19 protein-coding genes, 1 tRNA gene and 3 pseudogenes are annotated in these 20807 nt (G+C 56.6%); 10 read left to right on the top strand and 13 right to left on the bottom strand.

Annotation, left to right across the window (positions count from 1 at the left end):
- Positions 1–107 precede the first annotated feature (107 nt).
- The 9 genes from MMG91_RS21165 to MMG91_RS21125 all read right to left on the bottom strand — a co-directional run bounded on the left by MMG91_RS21165 (position 108) and on the right by MMG91_RS21125 (position 7759).
- Entirely contained in the window at positions 108–437 is a 330-nt protein-coding gene (locus MMG91_RS21165; RefSeq protein WP_310660589.1) for a hypothetical protein, read from the bottom strand.
- A gap of 431 nt (positions 438–868) precedes the next feature.
- Positions 869–2047 carry a hypothetical protein gene (locus tag MMG91_RS21160; RefSeq protein ID WP_310660588.1) on the bottom strand — a complete coding sequence of 393 codons (1179 nt, stop codon included), beginning with the start codon at positions 2045–2047 and terminating at the stop codon, positions 869–871.
- 48 nt (positions 2048–2095) lie between these two features.
- Positions 2096–3400 (bottom strand): MFS transporter, encoded by a 1305-nt coding sequence (locus tag MMG91_RS21155; protein WP_310660587.1) that lies wholly within the window; start codon positions 3398–3400, stop codon positions 2096–2098.
- Between the two features lie 25 nt (positions 3401–3425).
- The gene (locus tag MMG91_RS21150) at positions 3426–4574 is read right to left on the bottom strand and encodes a HesA/MoeB/ThiF family protein (protein WP_310660586.1); all 1149 of its coding nucleotides are present in this window, start codon (positions 4572–4574) and stop codon (positions 3426–3428) included.
- Between the two features lies 1 nt (position 4575).
- Positions 4576–4848 carry a MoaD/ThiS family protein gene (locus tag MMG91_RS21145; RefSeq protein ID WP_310660585.1) on the bottom strand — a complete coding sequence of 91 codons (273 nt, stop codon included), beginning with the start codon at positions 4846–4848 and terminating at the stop codon, positions 4576–4578.
- 3 nt (positions 4849–4851) lie between these two features.
- Positions 4852–5622 carry a hypothetical protein gene (locus MMG91_RS21140; protein ID WP_310660584.1) on the bottom strand — a complete coding sequence of 257 codons (771 nt, stop codon included), beginning with the start codon at positions 5620–5622 and terminating at the stop codon, positions 4852–4854.
- Positions 5597–6292, bottom strand: coding sequence for a TfuA-like protein (locus MMG91_RS21135; RefSeq protein ID WP_310660583.1), 696 nt, complete (start codon positions 6290–6292; stop codon positions 5597–5599). Before MMG91_RS21135 ends, MMG91_RS21140 begins: the two co-directional genes overlap by 26 nt.
- Positions 6273–7490: a YcaO-like family protein gene (locus MMG91_RS21130; RefSeq protein ID WP_310660582.1), complete on the bottom strand. Its 1218-nt coding sequence runs from the start codon at positions 7488–7490 to the stop codon at positions 6273–6275. The genes MMG91_RS21135 and MMG91_RS21130 overlap by 20 nt, the downstream gene beginning before the upstream one ends.
- Before the next feature lie 92 nt (positions 7491–7582).
- Complete coding sequence (locus MMG91_RS21125) at positions 7583–7759, bottom strand: hypothetical protein (RefSeq protein ID WP_158245990.1); 177 nt, start codon at positions 7757–7759, stop codon at positions 7583–7585.
- A 482-nt stretch (positions 7760–8241) separates the two neighbouring features.
- Here MMG91_RS21125 and MMG91_RS21120 point away from each other — a divergent pair.
- Positions 8242–8403, top strand: a pseudogene (locus MMG91_RS21120) (IS5/IS1182 family transposase); the annotation flags it as partial.
- Here MMG91_RS21120 and MMG91_RS21115 read toward each other — a convergent pair.
- From MMG91_RS21115 to MMG91_RS21100, 4 genes and pseudogenes are all read right to left on the bottom strand, one after another.
- A pseudogene (locus MMG91_RS21115) lies at positions 8398–8649 on the bottom strand (integrase); the annotation flags it as partial. The pseudogenes MMG91_RS21120 and MMG91_RS21115 sit on opposite strands and share 6 nt — an antisense overlap.
- 908 nt (positions 8650–9557) lie before the next feature.
- Positions 9558–10388 (bottom strand): site-specific integrase, encoded by an 831-nt coding sequence (locus tag MMG91_RS21110; RefSeq protein ID WP_310660581.1) that lies wholly within the window; start codon positions 10386–10388, stop codon positions 9558–9560.
- Positions 10389–10465: 77 nt separating this feature from the next.
- Positions 10466–10717, bottom strand: a pseudogene (locus MMG91_RS29000) (integrase arm-type DNA-binding domain-containing protein); the annotation flags it as partial.
- A 313-nt stretch (positions 10718–11030) separates the two neighbouring features.
- Positions 11031–11115: transfer RNA gene (locus MMG91_RS21100), tRNA-Leu, on the bottom strand.
- A 107-nt stretch (positions 11116–11222) separates the two neighbouring features.
- Between MMG91_RS21100 and queA the strand changes: the two genes are divergently transcribed.
- The 9 genes from queA to MMG91_RS21055 all read left to right on the top strand — a co-directional run bounded on the left by queA (position 11223) and on the right by MMG91_RS21055 (position 20779).
- Positions 11223–12272, top strand: a complete 1050-nt coding sequence (gene queA, locus MMG91_RS21095) for a tRNA preQ1(34) S-adenosylmethionine ribosyltransferase-isomerase QueA (protein ID WP_105344839.1) — start codon at positions 11223–11225, stop codon at positions 12270–12272.
- Between the two features lie 14 nt (positions 12273–12286).
- Positions 12287–13402 (top strand): tRNA guanosine(34) transglycosylase Tgt, encoded by a 1116-nt coding sequence (gene tgt, locus MMG91_RS21090; protein WP_176466924.1) that lies wholly within the window; start codon positions 12287–12289, stop codon positions 13400–13402.
- A gap of 43 nt (positions 13403–13445) precedes the next feature.
- On the top strand, positions 13446–13781 hold the full coding sequence (yajC, locus tag MMG91_RS21085; protein ID WP_007934009.1) for a preprotein translocase subunit YajC: 336 nt from the start codon (positions 13446–13448) through the stop codon (positions 13779–13781).
- Positions 13782–13844: 63 nt separating this feature from the next.
- Entirely contained in the window at positions 13845–15713 is a 1869-nt protein-coding gene (gene secD / locus MMG91_RS21080) for a protein translocase subunit SecD (protein WP_310660580.1), read from the top strand.
- Positions 15714–15722: 9 nt separating this feature from the next.
- On the top strand, positions 15723–16637 hold the full coding sequence (secF, locus tag MMG91_RS21075) for a protein translocase subunit SecF (RefSeq protein WP_310660579.1): 915 nt from the start codon (positions 15723–15725) through the stop codon (positions 16635–16637).
- Between the two features lie 121 nt (positions 16638–16758).
- Positions 16759–17313 (top strand): glycine zipper 2TM domain-containing protein, encoded by a 555-nt coding sequence (locus MMG91_RS21070; RefSeq protein WP_305504685.1) that lies wholly within the window; start codon positions 16759–16761, stop codon positions 17311–17313.
- 134 nt (positions 17314–17447) lie between these two features.
- Positions 17448–18344 carry a site-specific tyrosine recombinase XerD gene (xerD, locus tag MMG91_RS21065; RefSeq protein ID WP_310660578.1) on the top strand — a complete coding sequence of 299 codons (897 nt, stop codon included), beginning with the start codon at positions 17448–17450 and terminating at the stop codon, positions 18342–18344.
- A 266-nt stretch (positions 18345–18610) separates the two neighbouring features.
- Entirely contained in the window at positions 18611–19342 is a 732-nt protein-coding gene (dsbC, locus tag MMG91_RS21060) for a bifunctional protein-disulfide isomerase/oxidoreductase DsbC (RefSeq protein WP_305448333.1), read from the top strand.
- Positions 19343–19474: 132 nt separating this feature from the next.
- On the top strand, positions 19475–20779 hold the full coding sequence (locus MMG91_RS21055; RefSeq protein WP_038980216.1) for a homoserine dehydrogenase: 1305 nt from the start codon (positions 19475–19477) through the stop codon (positions 20777–20779).
- Positions 20780–20807: the final 28 nt, after the last annotated feature.

The following is a 20807-nucleotide window of genomic DNA, read 5'->3' as shown; positions in this document are numbered from 1 at the left end:
TATCGGCAAAAATGAGAGAAATTTTTGTGGTGGACTGGGATTGGGAGGAAGTCCCAGTCTCTACTTTGCTTGGATGAGTCAAGTCCATACCTGCGCGCGCTCGTCATTCAAAGAATGTTTTTCAAGTAAATCTTTAGCGCGATTATTGGGGCATTAAGGCGCTCCATCGTCTGCGTAGCGTTTAAGTTTGCTGACAACCTATGCAGTTCGCGACCCAAGACTGTATCAACACCACCAATGGCATTCAGCGCCAAACTCAGGCACTCACCCACCTTCCTCTGAATCCCCTCAACATCCCCCCGCCTTACCAGCAACCCAAAAACCTCCCGCTCATAATCCCCCATCACCAAATCATCCCGCAAAATCGGACTCGAATCCTCCGTCTCATAGGCAAGCTTGAGGCAGAACAAGGCGACAGTTTCCAGCAGCAGTTCCATGGGGTGAATCCTTGGGTGGTGTCGTGCCGGCCGAGGATACGAAGATCAAAAGATCGCTGGCAAGCCAGCTCCTACAGGACGGCGGTGGGTGAGGTCACTTTTCGATAGACGAAAAAAAGGCCTTGCAAAGCAAGACCTTTCTTAATTTTGGTGCCGAGGGGGACTCGAAAAATAAGATAAGTCTTTGATTAATATTTATAAAAGCACATGTACATTTTTTAATATACGGGAAACTGTAAATTTGAGTGATTTGCATCAATGGAGCTAGGTGGATGAAAGATTCCCGATTTCGCCTATCTGATTTCCGACGAGATGTATTCTCTGTGAGTCATTGTTGTTAACAAAACAATCGGGTTCGGTGGAGTCTGGCCTGCCGCTATAAGCACTGCCCCGATTCACGCTTACCATACTCCCACCTCGTATTACCGCGGCTACGCGCTTGGCGCTCGGCTCGGTAAAACGTCGGACCTCCATGTGCTCGGTGACAATCGGGCTAGCGCCCGTCGAAAGCCTTCCACTTTGGTCACATCCCCCCGGGTTCTGTGGGTAATGACGCCATAGGCATAAGGAAGTAAACCCTCCAGCCAGTCTCGTGGGTGGATCTCGGCGCTATTCTCCAGTGTCGCGAGGACCCAGTCGGGAAGCCATGACATATCGCGGTCCGAGAAGTTGACTTCGCCTGCGATCAGCAACGCCAGCGTGGTACGCAGCGAAGACTTGTCCTTCAACAATCGTTCTTGCAGCGCTTGGCAAGCGTCCGGGTCATCCAGTAACACGCGAAGATCGTTGGGTTTGCTCAGCTTCAGCGAGGCTGGAAGCAGTGCCGATAAGGCCGGTAACGACTCCTTCCAGCGTTTGTGCACCTCGAGATCAATTCCGACGAAGTCCAGGGCCGGAGGCTCAAGCGGCGCGTGACGGATAACCGTGGGTGTCAGATAGAGCAGGCGAAGGCTCATGATGTCCATGAAGAGCCGGTCACTGGCACATAAAGACTCTAGGGCAGCTGCGGTGCGTGGTGTGGCTGATGGAGGTGGGCCGATAATGAACGTCGCATTGCGTCGGTGAGGCAGGTAATGAATGTCGCCCCAACTGTCGTTCAGACAGTGGGCGAGCCAAGCCTGGGGCGCAGAGCCGCTGAACGGGTCCAGATTCATGGGGACGCCAAAACCGTTGAACACCACATGACCGAGGGGGTTGAGGCGGCTCTTCAATAGTTGGTGGAACCCGTGATCAAACACTATCGGGGCATAACCGCTCTGGGTGTAGAGGTCGACAATAATGACGTCGTACCGGTCGGGGGTGACGTCCAGGAAGTGCGCGGCATCAGCGACCACGCTGTCAAAGTCGATATGCGCTGCAAGTCGGTTCCGGTTATCGAGGCTGCGCACGAGTGCGGTCTCGTCCAGATCAACGGCCAACAGATGGGCCACTCTGGTGCTGGCTGCGATCGGCGCCAGCGCCACACCGTCTGAAAGCCCCAGCATCAGAACCGAGATTCGATCCTTGGACGGGTCCCCCAGGAAACCGGTACAGCCCATATCATCATAATATTGGCCGCAGAAGATCTGTTCATGTCGAGCAGATTCAGGTCGATCCTTGAAGTCCGGCATGGTGAAAGGCAACTCCATTTGTAAGAGGCGGGGGGGCGGCGAGGCACGTCAGCGCGCAAACGCTTCAGGGTATTTTTCCAGGTAGGCATCATTGAGCTGCGTATCCGGGGAACGCATGAAAGTTTTGAAATCGGGTACCAGAAAGACCAGCAGAGACAACAGCAGCACCATGACACCCAGCAGCGTGATTGTCAGTGCAACCCCCAGATCGGCGATCAGGGTGTTCATCGCAAAACTGCCCAAGGGGCTGGCCGCCGCAGACAGAAATGAAACCGTGGCAAAAATCCGGTTGCGATGGAGCTTGGGCGTCGCCAGCAGCCTCACTGCGGAGGTGGGGATGTTGATCAACATCAGGCCTACACCGCCGCAGAAAAAGGCCGCGGGTACGATGAAAGACGATGAAACGGTGCCGACCACCACCAGATTGCACCCCAGTAATGCAAAACCTGCGGACACACACATGTCACGGGGAACCCGGTCGGATAACCAGCCGATGATCTTGTAACTGCCCGCCAGAATGCCCAGCCCGAAGCATGAATCCAGCAGACCGATGTATGTGACCGGGTACTGGATGACGTCCTTTACGTACAGTGGAATCAGAATGGTGAAGAAAGGAAACAGGGCAAAGTTGATCAGCATTGCAATGATGGCCAGGTAAAACTCGACTTTCACTCCGTAAACCACTTTGAAACCGGAATAAATCATGCTGAAGCCGCTGGCACCCGGGGCTTTTTCGCCTTGACCGGTGGCACCGATGTGGCTCGGGATGGTCGCGATCAACGCTCCGGCGATGAGAATCGCAAAAAAATCGGCAGCAAAGGCGAACGTGATACCGAACCCGTAAATCAACCCGCTAGCCAGTACCGGCCCCAGCAGAATAGAAAAGGACGACATCACGCTTTTGGTCCGAAAGGCCAGGGAGACTTTATCGTCGTCTGCGAACAAAGGAATGATCGACGCCTGGAGAGGGTCGCGCACACCGACAATCGCACTGCTGATCATCATCAACGCGCCCACCGTCCAGGGATTGAACGACCCCGTGGCGGACAGCACCCCCATCAACAGCGCTGTCAGCAGGCTGATCCACGAGGCCAGCTTGATGATCAGGATTTTGTTGTACTTGTCCCCCAGCCATCCCAACAGGGGTTTGGCTAACACCTCCGCCGCAATGGAACAGGCAATCATGTTGGCGAAGTACAGCGCAGAGCCGGTTTCCTGCAAGGCCCACCAGGCCACCGCCAGTTGATTGCACCGTCCACCCAGAACCATAAGCAAAAAGCTGAATTGCACTTTCAGCAGACGTCGATCGATGCCGGGAAAGCCCCACGTAATGCCTGAAAAATCTGCACTCATTGACGTACCTTTGATCCAGATAGGGCTACTGCGCAAGCCGGGGGCGTTCAAGAAACGACGGGTGACGGTCATCAGGGTAGATCGCCAGATATTGCTCGATCCCACCCTCAAGGCTATAGAGTTCCGCATCCTGGTTGACGCTGCGAACGGCTAGTAGGGCTGCCTTGCTTCTGACGCCGGATTTGCAATAGAAAACGATACGGCGGGTGGTATCGAGCTCTTCCTGGCGCTTGATGATGTCTTTGAGCGGAATCAGTCCACCGCCCAGCGAACCTTGCTGATGCTCACGGACATCACGCACATCGACCAATTGAAATGGCGCTTGTGTCGCTATCCAGTCATGCAGTGTATGGGGTGACAGCCAGTCGCTGTCGCGCCACTCAGGTGTGGTCGCGGCGCCAAGCGTTCCAACAGGGGGCCGGCTCCGTGTTTTCTTGTTGATGCTCAACAGGTGGAAAGTGTTGTCCAGGCCGTCGATAGACAACAATTGCCCGCTCAATGGCTCCCCGGCACGGAGGATGAGCTTGAGTACTTCATTAGCCTGAAAGCAACCGAGCAAGCCAGGTATGACGCCAAGAACTCCCGCCTCCGAGCAGTTTTGTGTCAAGTGCGGTGGCGGCGGTGTTTCGAACAGATCCCGGAAGCACGGCCCCCGTTGTTGGGTGTGTCGGTTGTAATAATTAAATACCGATACCTGCCCCTCGAACTGACTGATCGAAGCATAAACCATCGGTTTTTCGCACTCGATACAAGCGTCACTGATGAGGTATTTGGCGTCGAAGTTATCAGTGGCGTCGACGACGATGTCGTATTCCGCCAGCAGCGACAGGACATTGTCCGGGTTCAGCGTCGTGGCAACGGTGTGGACGACGATGTCGGGGTTCAACTGGTTGATGCGGCGCAAGGCTGCCAACACTTTCAGGTCGCCTACATCGGCAATCGAATAGAGTATTTGTCGGTGCAGATTGCTCACGTCGACGATGTCGTTATCAATGATGCCGATCGTCCCGACGCCAGCACCTGCCAGGTACAGGAGTACCGGGCAACCCAGCCCCCCGGCACCGACCACCAGCACCTTGCTGTCTTTGAGGCGCTGCTGCCCCTCAGCGCCGACCTCGCTGAGGATTATCTGGCGGGCGTAACGGGAGGTGTCCGTCTTCAGGTTGCATTGCATGTCAGCCACCTGCCACGGCGTTGATCAGAATCAATTGCGCGTTTCTGTCCAGGGGACAACGGCGGTCATGCTCACTGGTCACGGGCATGCCGTCGACGAACAACCCCACGAACGGCAGCGGGTACAGGTCCTCAGAGAAGACCGGGCCAATCAGGTCGGGAAACCGTGCAGTCAGGTTGTTGAGTACATCGCTGACACACAGGCCCTCGGTGGCGTGTGTTTTATGCTGATCGGTGTACGACATGAATTGCCGGGGAAAGTGTACGACTGCCATGGGTCATCCTTGAACGGTGTCAGTGGTCAGGTCGCTGGAAAACGCATCCAGCCTGGAGGTAATTAGTTTTCCGATTTCGGACAGTTCGGCCGAAGCCTGGAGAGTGGCCAGGCTTTTGAGAAAATACTGGTGCAAGAAATCGAGTCGTTCGGGACGAGCTCGCACCGAACCGCTGGCCAGCAACCGCTGGTGGTAGTTAACGGCGCTGACCGCAAAAAGACACGCCAGCAAAACACCCCTGGGGTTCTTGCCGCCGGTGCCTGAGGGCAGTATGTAACTGTTCGAACTGTCCTTGAGCTGGAAGTCGTAAATCTCGGCGATCAAACTGGACCAGATATGGGACAGTTCATGCACCAGTAACTCTTCAAGGTCCGTAATGCTGGTAAACGCATCTTCGCCCAGAAACATTTGTTGCGGCAGCACGGGATTGGTCAGGCTGACTTGTTGAGTCAGCAACTTATATATTTTAACCGGCAGGTCCAATAGCCCGGTCCATTCCGGCAGCAAGGCTTTGAGGTTGCTCTTCGCTTCGGCCAACATGACCTGCTCGGCGTTACCGAGCGTTTGATGGGGTGGAAACTCGGGTGCGCCTTCGACATGCCGGTTATACAGGGCGGTGGCAAAGTCCGGTTGCAAATAGGCGGTTAAAGGCAACTCGCCGCCCTCGATATTTTTACGCACAACAGCAACAAGCGTTAAAAGTTTTATGCTGTTGAACATCGGGTGCACAAAGGGCAAACCGTTTATTTCACACAGTATCTCTGATGGCGACATTCTGTTTTACCGTCCTCGTCCATGGTTTCAGTTTGAGAAAGTCGATCAAGTCCAGGCTCTTTATTCTGTAGGCAGAAAAGTTGGCCAAGGCGCTGTCTATTTTTTCTACCGCGATAGGGAGTGCCAGCAAGGCCTCTTTCAAACAACTTAGTGTTCGATTTCCGTACCACATGTTTTTCAGATAGTGAAGTACGTGTTGTTCTTGTGCTGGCGTAATGATCTGTTCAGACGCCCACGTACTCAAAAACGTCCTGATATGAATAAGTGGTTCGCTAAGTGAAAGAAAAGGCTCTTGTGCTTGATGTATCAGGGTCACTTCGTCGTCGGACATGTCCGGGTCGCTGGCGAATTGTCGATACACTTCACCAAAACCTGTCACTCCCAACGTATCCATTTCACAGGCGCGAATGGCGCCCATGGATGACAATCCCCAAATGCGCCAGCCCGCGCCCAGGGCGTCGAGTATCTCGGCATGGCCGACGGCGGGATGTGCATGGAATACACCATCGACAATGGCGAGGTTTGAAGGGGGATTTTGCGCCACCAACCGTTCGATATCGCCGCGTTTGACGGGTGGGTGTATCACCACACCGCCCAGCAATTGACTGTCTATTCCTTGCAGGGAGGGGCCAGCAAACAGTGTGCAAATCTCAAGCGCTTTGTTTGACATACGTACTTAACCTCGGACCGACCCTTTTCAAGCCGGGTTCAAAGGCTTCAAGCCCCGGAATAATAATTCTGACCACAGTGATGTCGTCCGTCGTTTTGCTGAGCAAGATCCTTAGCACGGTACTGAGCCCGACGCGCTGCAACCGCTCGATCAGCAACTCCCAGGCCGATTCGATCGTGGGGATTGCGGCTTCCTGGCAGTCGATGGAGGAATAATCGATCATCTGGTCCCGGGAGACCGCCACGGTACGCAAGCGAGAGATGGCCTGAAGTTCGGCCGAACGGCCCTTTTTCTCGAAATATTTGACGCGCTCGATGATGTCGTCCCGGCCGCCGTGTATGTGGCTTAAACGGCTTTGGGCCGCCTCGCAGATGGCCCGGATCAAGGCGATTTCCTTGATGGGATGCAACCCTGAACCGGTGGCCACAGAGATAGGCGCCTGGGAGGACTCTTCCATGATAAAAGCCTGAAAGTAGGCCAGGCCAAAACAGTTCTCGGTGTAACGAACCGACAGGCTCAACCCCGCGTCATTGATTTTATTGATCAGGGCGTCGATTTCTGCACTGTAGCGGTCCAGATTGATGAGGCAGGAGCGGTCATGCAGGTGATTAAAGGCTTGAACATCGCGCTCCATGAGTTCGCAAACAGCGTGTACCGAGGCTTCGACCAAGTCATTGCCTGACGCCAGGCCACTGGAGCTTTCCCCAAAGAGTTGTTGCCCGGGGTTTTCGGGGTATGGAATGAACACCAATTCGGCCGGTGCAAGCACCTTTTGCTGGCGCAATACATCTTCAGCTTCGATGGCCATGATGAGCGAATCGGCGTCGGCAGAGAAGCCATACAACATGCAGAACTGATTGAACGCTATTCGTCCTTCGTGGCTTTCAATGAGTTTTCTCGGCGTGGTTTTTAACAGTTTCAGTTGCGCCGTGTTGTATTGCGCAAGGCTGAACTCAATGGCTTCCATGTACGCGCCTATCTTGGCTTCTGCTGATCTGAGGCCTTTACCAGCATTTACACACAGCGAACCCTTCAATGCATCGGGTCGTATACTGGCAAACACCGGAATGCCGATGCGGTCCAGCCAGGTTGTATCGGTCACTCGGGTAATGCCCAAACGCGGGGCAATATCATTGACAATAATTTTCAATGTTTCTTCGGCACTGCGGCGACGAAGGCTCGAACTAAGCCTTTGCATATTTGGTCACCTTTGAGTGATGAAATATTTAAAATAAGCATCATGTTCGACACAATAAAAAACGGGAGGGAATTTAATTCCCTCCCGTTTTTTCAGGCTGCGATTTTTACGTCTTCAGCCAGAGCCAGCGTCAACACGTTGTTGTTTGACTGATGTGCCACAAAACCTGCGTGCATCAGGCTTTCATCGTTCAGAATGACGGAGAATTTCTCCGCAGTTTCTGTGTCCAGTTCAAGCTCGAAGGTTACATCATTAACTAGAGAGTCCATATTCTTAGTCCTGTCCGTAGTATTGCGTTTAAGAAAGTTTGTTGCGCAACACCTATAAGTTTTGGCAGGTCATAGAGTCAATGTCAAACCAATATTTACTGGCTTAATATTGTTGCGTATTTATATCTCTGTGAAGTGTTGCCAAGTTACTTTAAACATTGATCACAAAAGACTTGTGCGCTCCACGCACAAATAGCAATGACACATGCGGTAGCGGGATTGGTCTCCATCGATTGAATGAACTCAGCAGTTTTTAAAATTTCTAGCCGGTGCAATGAGACTGGTGAAGTGGTGCGGCTTTTGTACAATCGCCAGCGCAATTGACCGAAAGGGGCTGCAACTGTGATGGCCGCCCTGTCACCGCCGAACCTCGGCTGATAAAACGTGCCGCTATCACCGAGAAATTGCCTTACGTCGGGCTGCTGCTCTCCACCATGACCGGTTTTATCGCCATCCTCACAGAAACGCGTTGCGGAGCATCTGAAAGACAGCGCAATGCCGAGTTGATGTGGCTAACTGGGCGCTTGGCTCCGGACTTCAAAACCATTGCTGACTTTCGCAAGGACAACGGCAAAGCCGTCCGCAGCATCTGCCGGCAATTCGTAGTTCGCTGCCGTAACCTCAACCTCTTCTCACAATCGATCAACTTGCTGACGCAGATGTTCGGCATAGACCAACAAGGTCTGCCGATCAATCTGCCGCGCATCGTTGAACCCTGGCCCATCCTCCGACCGACACCAGCGTACAAATGCCTGCCAGCGATCACTGTGCGCTCTGACCGTGCCGTAATGCCCGCCGCTAAACAGATCGCGCAACACCTGCGGCCCGGCATAGCTCAACTGCCGACCATAGCCAAAATTGCGTCCATCTCGCCTGCCCACCAGTGCCATGATCGAACTCCTCTCAAAGCCAAAACTTTTAAAATTTTCCCCACGTCATCCCGCCAAGAATGTTGAGTGTTATCAGGGATCAAGGCCCCTGCGACCGGTGAGGGTTGTCCACTAACGCGGGACTGGCGGCTCCTTACGACCGGGAGCTTGGGCATCTCTTGATCTGACCTCCTGAACACTTCCGAAGAAGTGGGCGGGTGGAGGCTGCACTGGCTGACGAGACCAATGCCGCGAGATCCTGAGTCGGGGGAAGGCAGTGAGGCGATGACCGGAGCATGCCTGACTGTCAGTCAGGTGCAGTCCATTCCGTGGGCTGCGGCACCATCATCTGCATCGCTGCTGCTGGTGACTTCGGTGTTTGTCACGCCGATTGTCACGAGGGGGAATGCCGCAAAGCCTTGTACGAGGTGGACTGCAGCAGCGGTAGGAGCGCCCGTCTCTTTCCGGGAGAAAGAGACGGGCGCAGGTTGGCGCAAGGAAATGGCCAAGCGGATAGGTTGCTGCAGGGCAGCTATGAAAGGGGGAAGTTGCCGCAGTGGGCACACTGGTAAAAGTAGGCATCCATCACATCGCTGTGACCGTGCGAGCCGCCGGACGCTTATCGCACTTGGGGAGAACCACCACCGTGTGGCGTAGCCTTAAAGGTTCTGGCTACCTGGGTTGCTGTCGACGACAGCGCTTTGCCCGATCTTTTCTACGCTCGCTGATAGACAGGGTCAAGGCTCGATTTTTTGAGAATTCTGCTGCTGCGAATGGCATAAGCTGTCTATGGAAATCCTTGGTTTCTAGAAGACAGTTACGCTGATTTTTAGATCTTTCAAGTGAGGCCCTTCCAAGCAGGGCGGCTTTGCAGCCCTGCTTGGAAGGGCCCGCGTGGAAGGCAAAGCTGTGGAGATTTCACTGACGTGTTAGCGCTGGAATGCGCCACGCTCATCTTCCAAGGCGCTGATGCCGTCACCGACCGCGTTGACCCCGAGAAGCTCCGAAGACTTACGCGACAGAAACTGATTAACCCGCGTATCAAACTGATCCCGCAGGCTCGCCGTAATTCCAACCCTGAGCGCATCGAGATAATCGGCATACCACTGCATCATGATCCGCCGTTGCGTAAGGTACAGCGCCTGGTTGTACTCCCCAGCAATGCCACCCTCGACATGAGCCAGTTGACTTTCAACATGATCCTTCAGCCACCCATGTTCGCGCAGCAGCGTGCTCGCGGTGTGGCGAACGCCATGGCTCACCATCCGCCCTTTATAGCCAATCTTGGCAAACACCAGATTGATCGTGTTCTCGCTGATGACGGGCCGTTTCTCGCCACTACCCGGAAACAGGTAGCGGCTGCGTCCAGTGCATTGGTGCAGCTTGATCAGCATCGCGATCAGTTGATGGGGCAGGGGGCTGACATAGTCCCGGCGCATCTTCATGCGTTCAGCCGGTATGGTCCACGTCCCTTCTTCAAAATCGATTTCATCCCACGTCGCATACCGAACCATGCCGGGTCGGCTCGCCGTCAGTATTGCCATCCACGAAGCCATCCTCGACGGCAACCGGCTGGTGGTCTTGCTCAGCGCCTGAAGAAATTCCGGCAGCTCGCTTTCACGTAAATGCGGATAGTGCTCAGGGGAAGGCGGCGCCAACGCGATGGCATGAAGTTCTGAGGCCGGATTGTGTTCGCACAACCCCCGCGCAATCGCCTGACTGAAAATCTGCTTGAGCCAGGTCCGCGCCTTGTCTGCCACATTGAACGCCCCGCGCTGGCCTGCAACTTCGCGCAGTCGGCACGAGTAATGTGTTCCAGCTGCATCTCGCCGAGTGCCGGTAGCAGATCCTTGTCGAGGTAGTCGCGAATCTTCTTTAGCGTCGCATGGCTGCGGCCGGAGTCGGCCTTGAACTGATACCAGTACTCCGTAGCTCGTCTGAAGGTGTTGAGCCCAGCCTCCCGTTGCTGCTGCTTGTCATCCCGGCGTTTGGCTCCAGGATTGGTCCCTTCCTTGAGCAGCTTGCGGCATTCGGCAGCCCGTTCGCGAGCTTCCTGCAAGGAGATGCTCGGGTAGACGCCCAATGACATGCGCGCCGGGCGACCATGATACGAGTATCGGAAATGCCAGTACTAGTGGCCGTTCGGCTGGACTAGAAGGGCAAGACCCGAACTATCACTCAGCGTGTATTGCTTGTCGGCAGGCTTGGACGCTTTGACTTGCAAGGCAGTGAGGGGCATGGCTGTACACCTCCGGTTCTCGAACTGGAATCTGTACAGAAAATGTACCAAAAAGAGGCTGGCTTGCAAGGGACGGGGATGGAACCCCAGAGACCAAAAAGCCCGCAGTTAGCGGGCTCTAGGGATGTTGCGTAGACGCTGGTAGTCGTCTATGTACTGCAAATGGTGCCCCGAGGGAGACTCGAACTCCCACTCCTTTCGAAAACGGATTTTGAATCCGCCGCGTCTACCAATTCCGCCATCAGGGCTCAATGGCGGCGAAGTATAGAGATGAGATAACCGTCGGTCAATCAGGTACATGGAGAATTTTTGATATTTCCGCTAGACTTCCCGGCCCTGCTAGACGAACCCCATCATGCGCGTTGCTGACTTTACTTTTGAGCTCCCTGATTCGCTGATCGCCCGCCATCCTTTGGCCGAGCGTCGCGGTAGTCGCCTGTTGACCCTGGACGGGGTCAGCGGCGCCCTGGCACACCGTCAATTCACTGATTTGCTTGAGCATTTGCGCCCAGGCGATTTGATGGTGTTCAACAATACCCGGGTGATTCCGGCGCGGCTGTTTGGCCAGAAGGCTTCCGGCGGCAAGCTGGAAATCCTGGTGGAGCGGGTGCTCGACAGTCATCGCGTGCTGGCGCATGTGCGTTCCAGCAAGTCGCCGAAGCCGGGTTCGAAGATCTTGATCGACGGCGGTGGCGAGGCCGAGATGCTGGCGCGTCACGATGCGTTGTTCGAGCTGGGGTTTGCCGAAGAGGTGTTGCCGCTGCTCGACCGTGTCGGGCACATGCCGTTGCCTCCTTATATAGACCGCCCGGATGAAGGCTCGGACCGCGAGCGTTATCAGACGGTGTACGCCGAGCGCCTGGGCGCGGTGGCGGCGCCGACGGCGGGGCTGCATTTCGATCAGCCGCTGATGGAGGCGATTGCCGCCAAGGGCATCGAGACTGCGTTCGTGACCTTGCACGTCGGCGCCGGCACCTTCCAGCCGGTGCGCGTGGAGAAGATTGAAGATCACCACATGCACAGTGAGTGGCTGGAAGTCGGTCAGGACGTGGTCGATGCCGTCGCAGCCTGCCGCGCTCGCGGTGGTCGCGTGGTGGCCGTGGGGACCACCAGCGTGCGTTCCCTGGAAAGCGCCGCGCGCGATGGCGTGCTCAAGCCGTTCAGTGGCGATACCGACATCTTTATCTACCCAGGCCGGCCGTTTCATGTGGTCGATGCCCTGGTCACCAATTTCCATTTGCCCGAATCCACGCTGTTGATGCTGGTTTCGGCGTTTGCCGGTTATCCGGAGACCATGGCCGCTTATAAAGCCGCCGTCGACAACGAATACCGCTTTTTCAGCTACGGTGATGCGATGTTTATCACCCGTAATCCCGCACCACGTGGCCCTGAGGACAAAGAATGAGTCGCCAAAGTCGTATGTCGTTTGAGTTGCTTGCTACTGACGGCAAGGCGCGTCGCGGTCGTTTGACCTTCCCGCGCGGTACCGTCGAGACCCCGGCGTTCATGCCAGTGGGCACGTATGGCACGGTCAAGGGCATGCTGCCGCGGGATATCGTCGCCACCGGCGCGGAAATCATTCTGGGTAACACCTTCCACTTGTGGCTGCGTCCTGGCACCGAAGTGATCAAGAAGCACGGCGACCTGCACGATTTCATGCAGTGGAAAGGCCCGATTCTGACCGACTCCGGTGGTTTTCAGGTGTTCAGCCTGGGCGCGATGCGCAAGATCAAGGAGGAGGGCGTGACCTTCGCTTCTCCGGTCGACGGCGCCAAAGTGTTCATGGGCCCGGAAGAGTCGATGCAGGTCCAGCGTGACCTGGGCTCGGACATCGTGATGATCTTTGACGAATGCACCCCGTACCCGGCCGATGAAGACGTCGCTCGCGTATCGATGGAGCTGTCATTGCGTTGGGCCAAGCGTTCGAAAGAAGCCCATGGCGACAACACGGCAGCGCTGTTCGGCATCGTTCAGGGCGGCATGCACCAGGATTTGCGCATGCGCTCCCTGGAAGGCCTCGACAAGATCGGCTTCGATGGCCTGGCCATCGGCGGTCTGTCGGTGGGCGAGCCGAAGCACGAGATGATCAAGGTGCTGGATTACCTGCCGGGCCAGATGCCGGCTGACAAACCTCGTTACCTTATGGGCGTTGGCAAACCGGAAGATCTGGTTGAGGGTGTGCGCCGCGGTGTGGACATGTTCGATTGCGTGATGCCAACCCGTAATGCCCGCAACGGGCATCTGTTCATTGATACAGGCGTGCTGAAGATCCGTAACGCGTTCCATCGCCATGATGATTCGCCGCTGGATCCAACCTGCGATTGCTACACCTGCCAGAACTTCTCCCGTGCTTATCTGCATCATCTGGACAAGTGCGGCGAAATGCTGGGTAGCATGTTGAATACCATCCACAATTTGCGCCATTACCAGGTGCTTATGGCTGGTTTGCGCGAGGCTATTCAACAGGGTACATTGGCCGCCTTTGTCGATGCCTTCTACGCCAAACGCGGGCTACCTGTTCCGCCTTTGGACTGAGTTTTCTGACCCCAAGATTCAACATTTGCAACTGGAGTGCTAAATGAGCTTTTTTATCTCTAATGCCATGGCTGACGCCGCTGCACCTGCTGCTGGCCCAATGGGCGGCGGCTTTGAGTGGATTTTCCTGGTCGGTTTCCTGGTCATCTTCTACCTGATGATCTGGCGTCCACAGGCCAAGCGCGCCAAAGAGCAGAAGAACCTGCTGAGCAGCCTGCAAAAAGGTGACGAAGTTGTGACCACCGGTGGTATCGCCGGCAAGATCACCAAAGTGTCCGACGACTTCGTGGTTCTGGAAGTTTCCGACACTGTTGAAATGAAGTTCCAGAAAGGCGCCATCGCCGCCACGCTGCCAAAAGGCACGCTCAAAGCGATCTAAGTTTCAACTTCTACTCAATCGACGGGGCGCGCAAGGCGCCCCGCGTCATAAGCGGGCGGCGTGATGCTGAACAAATACCCTCTGTGGAAATACATTCTGATCCTGGCGGTGCTGGCGATCGGTCTGATTTATTCCGCTCCCAATCTATACCCTGATGACCCGGCCATTCAGGTCAGCGGTGCAAGCACTGCACTGCAGGTCACTCAGGCTGATCTGGATCGTGTGAGCACCGCGCTCAAGGAATCCGGGATCAACGTCAAGGCGGCCACCTTGGCTGCGGGCGGCAAGGGCGGTCTGATCCGTCTGACCAAGGCTGAAGATCAGCTGCCAGCCAAAGACGTCGTGCGCAAGGCATTGGGTGATGACTACGTCGTTGCACTGAACCTGGCACAAACCACTCCGCAATGGCTGCGCAACCTTGGCGCGCACCCGATGAAGCTGGGTCTGGACTTGTCCGGTGGTGTGCACTTCCTGCTGGAAGTGGACATGGACAAAGCCCTCGATGCACGCCTGAAAGTCTACGAAGGCGACGTCAAGAGCCTGTTGCGTAAAGAGCGTCTGCGCTATCGCAGCCTGCCGCAACTGGGCGGTGCCATTCAGTTGGGCTTCACTGATGAAGCAGCCCGTGAAGAAGCGCGTGCGCTGATTCGCAAGAACTTCAACGATTTCGACATTGTTCCGGCCGACCTCAATGGCCAACCGGTACTGCGTCTGGCGATGACCCCGGCCAAGCTGGCGGAAATCCGCGAATACTCCATCAAGCAGAACTTGACCACGGTACGTAACCGCGTCAACGAGCTGGGTGTTGCCGAACCTATCGTTCAGCGCCAAGGCGCCAACCGCATCGTGGTTGAGCTGCCGGGCGTGCAAGACACTGCAGAAGCCAAGCGTATCCTCGGCAAGACGGCCAACCTTGAGTTCCGTCTGGCGGCTGAGCCTGGCGCTTCGAAAGCCACTTCCGAATCGTTCGAGTTCCGTGAAGGCAATCGTCCTCCGGCGCTGATCGAACGTGGCCTGATCATCACCGGTGACCAGGTAACTGACGCCAAGGCTGGCTTCGGCGAGCAAGGCACGCCAGAAGTGAACATCCGTCTGGATGGCCACGGTGGCGAGCTGATGAGTCGTGCGACTCGCAACAATGTCGGTCGCAGCATGGCGGTGATCTTTATCGAACAACGTCCTGTCACCACTTACACCAGGCAAGTGGTCAACGGCGTCGAGAAAGACGTACCGGTTCAGACGTTTAAAGAAGAGAAGAAGATCATCAGCCTAGCGACCATCCAGTCGCCGCTGGGTGCCCAGTTCCGCATCACTGGCCTGAACGGCCAGGGCGAATCGTCCGAACTGGCGCTGCTATTGCGTGCCGGTGGTCTGGCGGCACCGATGTACTTCGCTGAAGAACGTACCATCGGCCCAAGCCTGGGTGCTGACAACATCACCAAAGGTATCGATGCATCGCTGTGGGGGATGCTGTTTGTCTCGCTGTTCATCATGGCCATCTACCGCTTCTTCGGCCTCATCGCCACCGTCGCGCTGACGGTGAACATGGTGATGCTGCTGGCCTTGATGTCGCTGCTGGGTGCCACGCTGACCCTGCCGGGTATCGCCGGTATCGTGTTGACCATGGGTATGGCGGTCGACGCCAACGTACTGATTTTCTCGCGGATACGTGAAGAGATTGCGGCCGGCATGAGCGTGCAGCGGGCAATCAACGAAGGCTTCGGCCGGGCATTTACCGCGATTCTCGACGCCAACCTGACAACCTTGTTGGTCGGCGGGATTCTCTTTGCCATGGGCACCGGCCCGGTCAAAGGCTTCGCAGTGACCATGTCCCTCGGGATCTTTACCTCGATGTTCACGGCCATCATGGTGACCCGCGCGATGGTCAACCTGATCTTCGGCGGTCGTGACTTCAAGAAGTTGTGGATTTAAGGGGCTGCCATGTTACGTACAATCAACTTCATGGGCGTTCGCAACGTTGCGTTCGGCGTCACATTGTTCCTTACCGTTCTGGCTCTGTTCAGTGTCGCCACCAAGGGCATGAACTGGGGGCTGGACTTCACCGGCGGTACGCTCATCGAGCTGACCTACGAGCGTCCGGCCGACGTCACCAAAGTGCGTGAGCAGTTGGTTGCATCGGGTTATAACGAGGCGATCGTACAGAGCTTCGGTGCGACTACCGATTTGCTGGTGCGTATGCCAGGTGAAGACCCGCAGCTGGGTCACCAGGTGGCCGAGGCCTTGCAGAAGGTCGGTGGCGACAACCCTGCGGTGGTCAAGCGCGTCGAGTATGTCGGCCCGCAGGTCGGTGAAGAGCTGCGCGATCAGGGCGGCCTCGGCATGCTGATGGCGCTGGGCGGTATTTTGATCTACCTGGCTTTCCGCTTTCAGTGGAAGTTTGCGGTCGGTGCGATCGTGTCCTTGATCCACGACGTGATCGTGACCATCGGTATCCTGTCGTTCTTCCAGATCACCTTCGACCTGACGGTACTGGCGGCGGTGCTGGCGATCATCGGTTACTCGCTCAACGACACCATCGTGGTATTCGACCGGGTTCGTGAGAACTTCAGGGTACTGCGCAAGGCCAGCCTGATCGAGAACATCAACATCTCGACCACGCAAACCCTGCTGCGGACCATGGCGACGTCGATCTCCACCTTGCTGGCGATCGGGGCCCTGTTGTTCTTCGGTGGCGACAACCTGTTCGGCTTCTCCACTGCATTGTTCATCGGTGTTCTGGCGGGTACTTACTCGTCGATCTACATCGCTAACGTGGTGCTGATCTGGCTGAGCTTGAGCAGCGAGGACCTGATTCCTACTGCGGTGGCCGAGACGGAAGTCGACGACCGTCCATAACGGTTAGCGCTTTTCCAGCTGTAGCCCGAGAAGGCGCGAGTATTGAACTCGCGCCTTTTTTTATGCTCCAAGGCTGGGAGAAGCGCGGGCATGTCCCGCATGTGATGGTCAGGAGGTTCATGTGAACAAGTCGATGCTGGTTGGTGCAGTATTGGGTGCTGTTGGTGTGACGGCCGGGGGGGCTGTTGCCACCTACAGCCTGGTCAAAAAAAGCGGCCCTGAGTATGCGCAAGTTCTAGCCGTTGAACCGGTCAAGACACAAATCAAGACTCCACGTGAAGTGTGCAAGGACGTTACGGTTACCCGGCAAGCGCCGGTAAAAGATCAACATCAGATCGCCGGTACGGTGGTCGGCGCGCTGGCAGGTGGCCTGTTAGGCAACCAGATCGGCGGTGGTACAGGCAAGAAAATCGCCACAGTGGCCGGTGCGGTCGGCGGCGGTTATGCGGGCAACAAGGTGCAGGAAGGCATGCAGGAGCGTGATACCTACACCACCACTCAAACCCGCTGTAACACCGTGAATGACATCAGCGACAAGGTTGTAGGCTACGACGTTCGTTATTCGCTGGACGGCAAGGAAGGCAAAGTGCGGATGGATCGCGATCCGGGCAACCAGATTCCGGTCGACAAGGAAGGCAAGTTGATCTTGGGGCAGAACGAACCGGCTCAACAATAAGCTGAGCGCCTCACGCAAAAAGAAGCATCCCGCAGGGGATGCTTTTTTTGTGCCTGAATTTTATGTGTCACCGCCAACGTGCTATGAAAGACTCTTCATTTTTCGTGACCTTACGCCTGCCTGTATGAGACCCCATGCCTGCCATTGATCATCCCCTGATAGACCAGTTCCTTGACGCCCTGTGGCTGGAAAAAGGCCTTTCCGATAACACCCGCGATGCCTATCGCAGTGACCTGGCCCTGTTCAACGGTTGGTTGCAGGAGAAAGGTCTGGAACTGATCAACGCCGGTCGCGAGTTGATCCTCGATCACTTGGCCTGGCGCCTGGAGCAAAACTACAAACCCCGTTCTACTGCGCGATTTCTCTCTGGTGTGCGTGGCTTTTATCGCTATTTGCTGCGGGAAAAGCTGATCGCTGTCGATCCGACCTTGCGCGTCGATATGCCGCAATTGGGTAGGCCGTTGCCTAAATCCTTGTCGGAAGCCGACGTGGAAGCGTTACTGGCCGCGCCAGACTTGGGCGAAGCCATCGGTCAGCGTGACCGCGCCATGCTTGAGGTGCTTTATGCCTGTGGTTTGCGAGTCACGGAGCTGATCAGCTTGACGCTGGAGCAGGTCAACCTGCGCCAGGGCGTGCTGCGAGTGATGGGTAAGGGCAGCAAGGAGCGGCTGGTGCCGATGGGCGAGGAGGCGATTGTCTGGGTCGAGCGCTACATGCGCGATGCCCGTGGCGAGCTGCTGGGCGGGCGTCCCAGCGATGTGCTGTTCCCCAGCCTTCGTGGCGAGCAGATGACCCGCCAGACCTTCTGGCATCGCATCAAGCACCAGGCCAAGGTCGCGGGGATCGGCAAGTCGTTGTCGCCGCACACCCTGCGTCATGCCTTTGCCACGCACTTGCTCAATCACGGTGCCGACCTTCGAGTGGTGCAAATGCTGCTCGGCCACAGCGATCTCTCCACCACTCAGATCTATACTCACGTCGCCCGCGCACGCTTGCAGGACCTGCACGCCAAGCATCACCCACGGGGTTGAATATTGTGAGATCAGCTTTGTGTGGGAGCGGGCTTGCCCGCGAATAGGCCGGTACATTCAGCATTTGTGTTGATCGAGACACCGCTATCGTGGGCAAGCCCGCTCCCACAAGGGGTCTATGTCTCCCTCGATGTCTTGCGTCTGCCGGAGTCGGCCACACGGGCCTTATGTGGTAGGCTTTGCCGGTTTGTACGATGGGCGGTTATGACCCGGTGTTTCGGCACGGGTGTTCTGATCGTCCCATTTGTCCGCCTTCAGGAGTTCTCATGCGTCTGACCCAGATTTTCGCCGCCGCAGCCATTGCGTTGGTCAGCACCTTTGCCGTCGCCGACGACGCGGCCGACAAAGCCATTCGTAAAAGCCTGGAAAACCTCAAGCTCGACGTGCCGGTCGAAACCATCACCGCCAGCCCGCTGCCAGGTCTGTACGAAGTCAAACTCAAGGGCAGCCGCGTGCTTTACGCCAGCGCCGACGGCCAGTACGTTGTTCAGGGCTATATGTTCCAGCTCAAGGACGGCAAACCGGTCAACCTGACCGAGAAGACCGAGCGCCTGGGCATTTCCAAACTGATCAACAACATTCCAGTGGCTGAAACCGTGGTCTACCCGGCTATCGGCGAAACCAAGTCGCACATCACTGTCTTCACCGACACCACCTGCCCATACTGCCACAAGCTGCACGCCGAAGTGCCGGAGCTGAACAAGCTGGGTATCGAAGTGCGTTATGTTGCATTCCCGCGCCAGGGCCTTGGCTCGCCGGGTGACGAACAACTGCAAGCCGTGTGGTGCTCCAAGGACAAGAAAGCCGCCATGGACAAGATGGTCGATGGCAAGGAAATCAAGGCCGCCAAGTGCGAGAACCCGGTTTCCAAACAGTTCGCCCTCGGTCAGTCGATCGGTGTGAACGGTACGCCGGCCATCGTTTTGGCCGACGGACAGGTCATTCCGGGCTACCAGCCTGCGCCACAAGTCGCCAAACTGGCACTGGGCGCGAAATAGTTTCGCATCGTCACGGTCAGCCTTGACGATCATGGTCTGGCGGCAACATTGTCGGGCCATTAATAGAGAGCCGCGAGTATGCGGTTGTTTTCACGGCCGGCCTTGAGTCGGCCGTTTTATGGGGAGTTCACAGTGAAACCGGTCAAAGTAGGCATCTGTGGGTTAGGGACCGTCGGTGGCGGTACCTTCAACGTACTTCAGCGCAACGCCGAGGAAATTGCTCGTCGTGCCGGGCGTGGAATCGAAGTGGCACAAATTGCCATGCGCACGCCAAAGCCTCAGTTCCAGACGACCGGTATTGCGATTACCAACGATGTGTTCGAAGTGGCCACGAACCCTGAGATCGACATCGTTATAGAGCTGATGGGCGGCTACACCGTTGCCCGCGAGCTGGTACTCAAGGCCATCGAGAATGGCAAGCATGTGGTCACCGCGAACAAGGCACTGATTGCCGTTCACGGTAATGAAATTTTCGCCAAGGCTCGCGAGAAGGGCGTGATTGTGGCGTTCGAAGCGGCCGTGGCCGGCGGCATTCCGGTGATCAAGGCGATCCGTGAAGGCCTTTCCGCCAACCGCATCAACTGGGTGGCCGGGATCATCAACGGAACCGGCAACTTCATCCTCACCGAAATGCGTGAGAAGGGCCGCACCTTCGAAGACGTCCTCGCCGAGGCGCAAGCTTTGGGTTACGCCGAAGCCGACCCGACTTTCGACGTCGAAGGCATCGATGCAGCCCACAAGCTGACGATCCTGGCATCCATCGCGTTCGGCATTCCGCTGCAATTCGACAAGGCCTACACCGAAGGCATCACCAAGCTGACCACCGCCGACGTGAACTACGCCGAAGCGCTGGGCTATCGCATCAAGCACCTGGGCGTGGCGCGCAGCACCGCGGCCGGCATCGAGCTGCGTGTGCACCCGACGTTGATCCCGGCTGATCGTTTGATCGCCAACGTCAACGGCGTGATGAACGCGGTGATGGTCAACGGTGACGCCGCGGGTTCGACCCTGTTCTACGGTGCTGGTGCCGGCATGGAACCGACCGCTTCGTCGGTGATCGCCGACTTGGTGGACGTGGTTCGCGCCATGACCTCCGACCCGGAAAATCGCGTGCCGCACCTGGCCTTCCAGCCGGATTCGCTGTCGGCCCACCCGATCCTGCCGATCGAGGCCTGCGAAAGCTCCTATTACCTGCGCATCCAGGCCAAGGACCATCCGGGCGTACTGGCTCAGGTGGCGAGTATCCTGTCGGAGCGCGGCATCAACATCGAATCGATCATGCAGAAGGAAGTCGAGGAACACGACGGTCTGGTGCCAATGATCCTGCTGACGCACCGTGTGCTGGAACAGCACATGAACGACGCGATCACCGCCCTGGAGGCCTTGGAAGGCGTGGTCGGCCCGGTCGTACGGATCCGCGTCGAGCACCTGAACTAAGCCGTTATCGTTCACCGGGCTCGCACGC

This window comes from Pseudomonas sp. JL3 (genome assembly GCF_031570575.1).
In the GTDB taxonomy this organism is placed as follows: Bacteria; Pseudomonadota; Gammaproteobacteria; order Pseudomonadales; family Pseudomonadaceae; genus Aquipseudomonas; species Aquipseudomonas cucumis.
This window is presented reverse-complemented; position numbering and strand designations above follow the sequence as displayed.

Coding starts and splice junctions, on each gene's coding strand:
- secD (WP_310660580.1), top strand. CDS start 13,845: ATGCTGAACAAATACCCTCTGTGGAAATACATTCTGATCCTGGCGGTG.
- dsbC (WP_305448333.1), top strand. CDS start 18,611: ATGCGTCTGACCCAGATTTTCGCCGCCGCAGCCATTGCGTTGGTCAGC.
- queA (WP_105344839.1), top strand. CDS start 11,223: ATGCGCGTTGCTGACTTTACTTTTGAGCTCCCTGATTCGCTGATCGCC.
- secF (WP_310660579.1), top strand. CDS start 15,723: ATGTTACGTACAATCAACTTCATGGGCGTTCGCAACGTTGCGTTCGGC.
- MMG91_RS21145 (WP_310660585.1), bottom strand. CDS start 4,848: ATGGCAGTCGTACACTTTCCCCGGCAATTCATGTCGTACACCGATCAG.
- MMG91_RS21160 (WP_310660588.1), bottom strand. CDS start 2,047: ATGCCGGACTTCAAGGATCGACCTGAATCTGCTCGACATGAACAGATC.
- MMG91_RS21125 (WP_158245990.1), bottom strand. CDS start 7,759: ATGGACTCTCTAGTTAATGATGTAACCTTCGAGCTTGAACTGGACACA.
- tgt (WP_176466924.1), top strand. CDS start 12,287: ATGTCGTTTGAGTTGCTTGCTACTGACGGCAAGGCGCGTCGCGGTCGT.
- yajC (WP_007934009.1), top strand. CDS start 13,446: ATGAGCTTTTTTATCTCTAATGCCATGGCTGACGCCGCTGCACCTGCT.
- MMG91_RS21150 (WP_310660586.1), bottom strand. CDS start 4,574: ATGCAATGCAACCTGAAGACGGACACCTCCCGTTACGCCCGCCAGATA.
- MMG91_RS21130 (WP_310660582.1), bottom strand. CDS start 7,490: ATGCAAAGGCTTAGTTCGAGCCTTCGTCGCCGCAGTGCCGAAGAAACA.
- MMG91_RS21140 (WP_310660584.1), bottom strand. CDS start 5,622: ATGTCGCCATCAGAGATACTGTGTGAAATAAACGGTTTGCCCTTTGTG.
- xerD (WP_310660578.1), top strand. CDS start 17,448: ATGCCTGCCATTGATCATCCCCTGATAGACCAGTTCCTTGACGCCCTG.
- MMG91_RS21155 (WP_310660587.1), bottom strand. CDS start 3,400: ATGAGTGCAGATTTTTCAGGCATTACGTGGGGCTTTCCCGGCATCGAT.
- MMG91_RS21165 (WP_310660589.1), bottom strand. CDS start 437: ATGGAACTGCTGCTGGAAACTGTCGCCTTGTTCTGCCTCAAGCTTGCC.
- MMG91_RS21135 (WP_310660583.1), bottom strand. CDS start 6,292: ATGTCAAACAAAGCGCTTGAGATTTGCACACTGTTTGCTGGCCCCTCC.